We start from the raw sequence: 6,109 nt of genomic DNA, 5'->3' as shown, positions 1-6,109 counted from the left end.
CGGCGGTGCCGGCGGCGGCGGAGGGCGGCGGCGGGGGGGGGGGGGGCACTTCGTATGGGCGCACCTACGCGTCGTCCCCCCCCCCCCCCCCCCCCCTTTCCCCCCCCCCCGATCCGGTGCCGCGCGGGCCGTGTGGCCCAGGCATGTCGTGCCGGTCCATGCATGCCGTGCCGCACCGGCGTGGGCCGGTCACATCTGGGTCCACAGGTCCAGGACGTACTGGATCACCTCCCGGGCGGCGCCGGCGGCGGCTCCCTGTACTGCCCACCTGCCCAGCTTCTTCGCCACCCGGACGATCCGCCGCTCGGACCTCTGCGGCTGCGGCTGAGGCTGAGGCTGCGGCTGCGGCTCGTATCCCTGCTTCGTGGACTTCGTCATCTGCTGCTTCCTGGTGTCGTCCCTGTTGCGCTGAGAGGGCAACTGCACGGCAGAGCGGGGGTGTTCAGCGACGGCTCTGAACACCTGAACAGCTCGTCGTGCCAGGCCACAGCGGGTGCAGATAGTGTTCAGCGAGGGGTTCAGACTGAACGGGGAAGGTCTGTGGGGGAGATGTCGGCGCGATACCGGCTTGCTGCGGAGTTGCGGGCGCTGCGTGATGCTTCGGGCCTGTCGTACGGCGCGATCGCGTCGCAGGCCGGCAGGTTGACGCCGCCGGTGAAGCTCGGCCGGAGCAAGCTCAGTTCCTGGTTCTCGGGCACGAATGTCCCGCAGAGCGACGACGATGCCGCGTTCAGATACCTCATCCAGCTGCTGGAGGCCCGGGCGAGGAAGGCCGGCGTCGCACCGCGGGGGATCGACTGGTGGCGTGCCCGGCGCGAGGAGGCGGCTGCGGAGCGCGACTCGTCCTCGGCGCCGCAGAACCCGGCGTTCCCTCCTGCTTCCCCGCACGTCGTGCCCGCATCGGTTGATTGGCAGTCCCTCGCCGCCGCGGCACCGCTTGAGGCGCGTTCCGCCCTGGTCCCGACACCACAGCGCGCGCCAGTCGCCCCCCGTCGGGCCGCAGGAAGCACACGGCGACGCACCTCCACCTCCACCTCCACCTCCGCGGCCGGCGGGCGATTTGCGCGCGGCCCGCTCGCCGTGGTCGACGCCGGCCCCGGCGACCTGGTGTCCGCGTACGGCGTCGACGGCCTGGTCCACGACGCCCCGGCGAAGTCGCTGGCCGCACTTGTGGAATGGACGCTGGCGACGGCGAGGTTCGGCGCAGAGAAGCTGCACCGCTGGGGGAGGGACGCCGATCCGCTGCTCGTCCTGACCCCGGCCGCGTGCGAGCGGTACGGCCTGCCGGTGGCGCTGTCGCGCGAGGAGCGGCTTGCCGGAAGGCTCGAGGACGGCCACGAGGTGATCGAGCAGCTGGACCTGGACGGATGGCGGCTCACCAGGCGGGGCCTCGGCCCATGGGCACGGATCTACCGCCCCGCTCGGGGGCGGACGCGGCAGTGTGTGCAGTTGTGCGTACCCTCCTGGCACGCCCTCGACGACCGGGCCTGGGGTCATGCCGCCCAGTTGCCGCCGGCAGAGCTCGCCCGGGTGCTCGGCGTGTACGCCGCCCGGGTGATGACACCGGCCGGCGCTCCCGCCGTCACGGGTCTGGAGCTGATGACGGCTCTCAATCCGCCGACGAAGGCGAGCGCGCCGGACGCGGCCGGCAAGCGGCATCGCGAGCACCGGCGCGGCTCGCTCGGCACGGAACCGATGGACCCCGCCCCGTGCGAGGCGACCGACGGGCACCCCGTCCTGGCGACCCTGCCCGGCTCCCACGTCCGCGGCCCGCAGGAGAGGCTTTTCGAAGAACCCTACGACTGGGCCCGGGAACTCACCGCCGGCGAAGGCATGAAGCGCTACCTGGTCGGCATCGAGGTCAACCTCGCCTCCGCCGCTGCCGCGAACAGCGCCGCCGTCGGCCTTGCGACGCCACCGGAGCACGCCATCAACCCGGCCTTCGACCCGGCAGTGCCCGGCTCTTGGCTGGTCGACCTCTCCCACGTCGACCTCTGCCATGTCCTGGTCGGCAGGCAATGGCGCCGGCTCGAGGGCGAACTCCTGCCCAGCCCGTTCACCCCGACCGGCGAGCGTCCCACCGGACCCGCCTGGTACGCGACACCCACGATCGCGTACGCGAGAGAGCTCGGCTACGACGTCACCCCGCTCGAAGCCTGGCTGCGCCGGGACCACGGCAGGTTCCTCGACGGCTGGTACAAGCGCCTGCGCGACGCGTACGTCCACACCCTGGCCGACCTCGGCGTCGGCGAGAACCTGTCACCTCAGGAGTTCCTTCGGGCCATGGACGGCTACAGGCAGCGCGATCCGGAGCTCGCGATCGTCCTGGACGCCGTCAAGATGACGGCGGAGGGTGGCATCGCCCGTCTCCGCGAGGAAGCACGCGCAGACGGCTGGCGCCCGGGCCGACCTTGGCCGGCTCTTGCCCGCCCGACCTGGCGCCCCGACATCCACGCCACGGTCATCTCCCGCGTCCGCATCAACATGCACCGCAAGATGCTCCATCTGGCCGCGGCCACCGGCCAGTACCCGGCCGCGATCCTGTCCGACCGCGTGGTGTACGCAGCCGACGGCCCCTCGCCGCTCGACGTGCTGCCCTACGACGACGAGGGCAGGACCGTGTCCGGCAGCTTCCGTCTCGGAGTGTCACCGGGCATGGTCGTACACGAGGGCACCCGGAGCATGCTGTGGGGCGCGGAGCTCTCAGAAAGGCTCGGTACCCCTGGCAAGGCAACCAACCTCGCCCGCTACATCAAGACGGGCGGTGCCAAGGGGGAGTGATCGATGGCCGCGGGTCGGCTCGGAGCTCGACCAGGCGTTGTGGCGCGCGTTCACGCGGGACAGCCGACTTGGGTTTCGACGCTCGTGGCGAACCGGCTCCCTATGGCGATCGCCGCCGAGGAACGCGAGGAAGGTCTGCGGGCTGTTCACGGCGACACGCACGGGGAAGCAGACATGACTACGCAGCTGACCGACGCCCCATCCGGCAGGCGGACCGCACGGACCGCACGGACCACAATGCGCACAAGGGCCGGCTCATCGGCGCCTGCGACGAGTTGTAGGGGTCCTGGACTCAACCCTCCACGTCCTACGAACGCCGCTGACCGCCGGCCACACAGCCGTAGCCATAACGGCCCGAACTGGCCTCACTTATCCGGGTTCAGGTGGCCCATGTGACCATGCGGAGAGTCGGTGTTCCGGCTTGAGGCGGCGCCGGGTTGCGGTTTCGCGTGGCGCCCAGCCGACCCTGATCAACCGAGAATCAAGAGCCGACCTCTCAGTCGCGCGCCCATTCCTCGCGCCGCCGCAGCTGTGCCAGGACCTCTTGCGCTTCGCTGCGGACGCCGGCGTCGGGGTCCGTTGCCAGCTCTCGGTACTGCTCGATCAGCCGGTCCGCGCCTTCGGTCGTCATCCATTCGGGGTCGCAGTCCAGGGCAGCACTGAGATGGTCCACCGCGTCGTCGTTGCCCGCCTGGCTGTAGGCCAGCAGGACATAGCGCAGGCCGATGGTGTCTTTGCGTTCGAGCAATGCCTCGGCCGTTTCCTGGATGACCCAGGTGTCCTGGGCGTCCAGGAGAAGACGGTGGATGACGTCCGCCACTTCCTCGATCTTGTCCGAACCCGCGAGCCGCCGCCCAGCAGCCCCGCGGACAGAGTATGCCGACGAGTCGGCATCCTGAATCGCGGTGCTCAGTTCTTGATCGTCGAGGGGCGCCATGCCCCCAGTCTCCCACGGGATGTGTCGACGCCCGGGAGATTATCGGTGGCCTCGCTGCTGCGTTGCCCTGGTCTAGGCATGCCGCCGACGACGTCGCAGTGCTGCGGGTGCCGCCCCGGCGACCTCGGCGATCTCCTGCCGGCGCCGGTGGACGTAGTCCCACACCGCTGAGCAGGCGATCTCCGCGCGCTCGACGCCATCCTTGTCCGCCGACATCACCACGCCGCCGGGAAAGTGATCAGCGTCGCACGGTCGGAGGGAGACCGGACCATGCCGAGCCTGGGCCGGGCCGGCTCGTACGACTCCTGCTCATGGGCCCGGTCTCTGGCCGGCCGTCTTTGGCCGGCCAGAGACCGGGTCTTCGTAGCGGGGGCGGGATTCGAACCACGCGACCTCTGGGTTATGAGCCCAGCGAGCTACCGAGCTGCTCCACCCCGCGTCGGTGCCTCCACCGTACGCAATATCGGCCCCGGCCGCAGAGGATTTTCCACGGCGGCCGCCGGCGACCAGATCGTCACATCGTCAGCGTCGGCGATGGCGCGCCGGCCCAGTGCTACGGTCACCCGCCGTCAAGACTCACGGGCGCGGCGCCGCGCCCCAGCAGAGCCGATCCCTTGCCGTCGGCGCGGGCCAGGGGCGCTGCCCTGCCAGAAGCCCCGTGCCGGCCACGTGTGTGTGACTGTTCGCCCGGCTCGCCGTTGCCTGCGAGTCGCGAGTGCGGCGCGGTGATCAGGTAGTGGGGTTGGTCGACACCGCCTGCGGTGAGACGGAACTCGGGCGGGTGGGAACCACCTCGGACGACGACTGCCATTCCCGCCTGAGCAGCCCGTAGACCCACGAGTCCGACACGTCGCCGTTGACGACGCAGTCCTCCCGCAACGTCCCCTCACGGACGAAGCCGAGTTTCTCCAGCACGCGGGCAGAAGCCACGTTGCGCGTATCGGCCTCCGCTTGGACGCGGTTCAGGTCCAGCGTCTCGAACGCCCATCCCAGCAGAGCGCGCGCGGCCTCGGTCGCGTAGCCCTGGCCCCACGCTGCATCGTCATAGCAGTAGCCGAGCGACGCGCTGTGGAAGTCCGGATTCCATCTGCTGAGCGTGCACCAGCCGATGAACGCCCCGTCGGAGACACGATCCACGGCCAACCTCACCCCGGTGCCCTCCTGTTCCATCCGCCGGCAAGCAGCGATGAACTCCTCGGCGCGCGAGCGTTCGGTCCAGGGTGGCGAGTCCCAGTAACGCAGGATGTGGGCGCTGCTCTGCAGCACGAAAAGGTCGTTCGCATCCGCGTCTTCGAAGGCACGCAGTCGAAGACGAGCGGTGTGCAACGAGGGGGCAGGCAGAGACGCCTCCATGTTCCCTCCCAGGTCGATGACCGCCCAATCAGACATCCGAGGAGGTGAACCCGCAACGGGTTTACTCGGCGCGCCGGCAGACGTGCCGGCCCCGGCTGCCGTCCTGGGCCTGCCGACGCCCGCCTTACCCATCCTCTGGATCGCCTGGATCGCCATGCCCATCCTCTGGATGCCCTCGTTGCCAGGCGAAGTCACGGACCAGCGCGTTCGGCCGTCACTCTTTGCAGTGAAATATATACGCAGAGTGAAACGGGAGTGTGTTGTGACGGGAGACATGGTGTGCGGGAGCTATAGGGGCGCCCGCTTGCCGTGCCCGGCGGATGCGTCTGCGGGCGGAAGGAAGTCATTCCCATGAGGATCAGCGTCATATCGTCCACCGCGCTCATAGCGGCTGCGGCCACGGCCTTCGTCTGCGCGCCGCAGGCCGTCGCCGCTGAGGTCGGTGACCGGGACCGGAAGTTCATGAAAGCGGCGCACCAGGGCAACCTTGCGGAGATCGCCGCCGGGCAAGACGCACGACAGCATGCGACCACCGCGTGTGTGAAGGCCGTCGGCGCAGTGCTCGTTCGCGATCACGGAAAGCTGGACGCGGATGTGACCGCGCTGGCGAAGAAGCTCGGCGTGTCCCTGCCGGCACGGCCGGCGCCGGAGGACGAAGAGGAGCTGAAGGCGGTCCAGGCCAAGGCCGGTACGCCCGGGTACGACGCGGCCTGGCTGGCCGCTCAGGAGGCCGCGCACAACAAGACCCTCGCTCTGATCGACCAGGAGCTCGAGGCCGGGAAGAACAGCGAGGTCTACGCGGCGGCCCAGTCCGCCCGCCCGGTCGTCGCCATGCACCTGGACATGGTGCGCGGCGGTACCTGCCACGCCGCGAAGACCCCCAAGACCGTTCACGCGGGCAGCGGCGGGCACCTCGCAGCCGCCACCGCCAACCGTGAAGCGATCGGTACGGCGGCTGTCGCCGGCGGGCTCCTTCTCGCGGCCGGCGGCGGATGGTGGACCGTACGGGCGCGCCGCCGGGCCACCGGCAGGAGCTGA

Annotated in this window: 5 protein-coding genes and 1 tRNA gene; 2 read left to right on the top strand and 4 right to left on the bottom strand. The window is 70.2% G+C overall.

Features of this window, described 5'->3' with window-relative positions; genetic code table 11:
- Positions 1–189 precede the first annotated feature (189 nt).
- On the bottom strand, positions 190–378 hold the full coding sequence (locus tag ACFWJO_RS23715; protein ID WP_386868048.1) for a hypothetical protein: 189 nt from the start codon (positions 376–378) through the stop codon (positions 190–192).
- 171 nt (positions 379–549) lie between these two features.
- On the opposite strand from ACFWJO_RS23715, the gene tap reads away from it, so the two are divergent.
- The gene (gene tap / locus ACFWJO_RS23710; protein WP_386868046.1) at positions 550–2,781 is read left to right on the top strand and encodes a telomere-associated protein Tap; all 2,232 of its coding nucleotides are present in this window, start codon (positions 550–552) and stop codon (positions 2,779–2,781) included.
- A gap of 496 nt (positions 2,782–3,277) precedes the next feature.
- Here tap and ACFWJO_RS23705 read toward each other — a convergent pair whose 3' ends face one another.
- The 3 genes from ACFWJO_RS23705 to ACFWJO_RS23695 all read right to left on the bottom strand — a co-directional run bounded on the left by ACFWJO_RS23705 (position 3,278) and on the right by ACFWJO_RS23695 (position 5,071).
- Positions 3,278–3,718 (bottom strand): hypothetical protein, encoded by a 441-nt coding sequence (locus ACFWJO_RS23705; protein ID WP_386868044.1) that lies wholly within the window; start codon positions 3,716–3,718, stop codon positions 3,278–3,280.
- A 364-nt stretch (positions 3,719–4,082) separates the two neighbouring features.
- Positions 4,083–4,157 (bottom strand) — tRNA-Met (locus tag ACFWJO_RS23700).
- Positions 4,158–4,447: 290 nt separating this feature from the next.
- Entirely contained in the window at positions 4,448–5,071 is a 624-nt protein-coding gene (locus ACFWJO_RS23695) for a GNAT family N-acetyltransferase (RefSeq protein ID WP_386868099.1), read from the bottom strand.
- Positions 5,072–5,422: 351 nt separating this feature from the next.
- Between ACFWJO_RS23695 and ACFWJO_RS23690 the strand changes: the two genes are divergently transcribed.
- Complete coding sequence (locus tag ACFWJO_RS23690; protein ID WP_386868042.1) at positions 5,423–6,109, top strand: DUF4142 domain-containing protein; 687 nt, start codon at positions 5,423–5,425, stop codon at positions 6,107–6,109.

This window comes from Streptomyces sp. NPDC127092 (genome assembly GCF_042722475.1).
GTDB lineage: Bacteria > Actinomycetota > Actinomycetes > Streptomycetales > Streptomycetaceae > Streptomyces.
This window is presented reverse-complemented; position numbering and strand designations above follow the sequence as displayed.

Bases quoted from the DNA above. Each gene is read 5' to 3' on its own strand.
- ACFWJO_RS23690 (WP_386868042.1), top strand. From the start codon at position 5,423: ATGAGGATCAGCGTCATATCGTCCACCGCGCTCATAGCGGCTGCGGCC.
- tap (WP_386868046.1), top strand. From the start codon at position 550: ATGTCGGCGCGATACCGGCTTGCTGCGGAGTTGCGGGCGCTGCGTGAT.
- ACFWJO_RS23695 (WP_386868099.1), bottom strand. From the start codon at position 5,071: ATGGAGGCGTCTCTGCCTGCCCCCTCGTTGCACACCGCTCGTCTTCGA.
- ACFWJO_RS23705 (WP_386868044.1), bottom strand. From the start codon at position 3,718: ATGGCGCCCCTCGACGATCAAGAACTGAGCACCGCGATTCAGGATGCC.
- ACFWJO_RS23715 (WP_386868048.1), bottom strand. From the start codon at position 378: ATGACGAAGTCCACGAAGCAGGGATACGAGCCGCAGCCGCAGCCTCAG.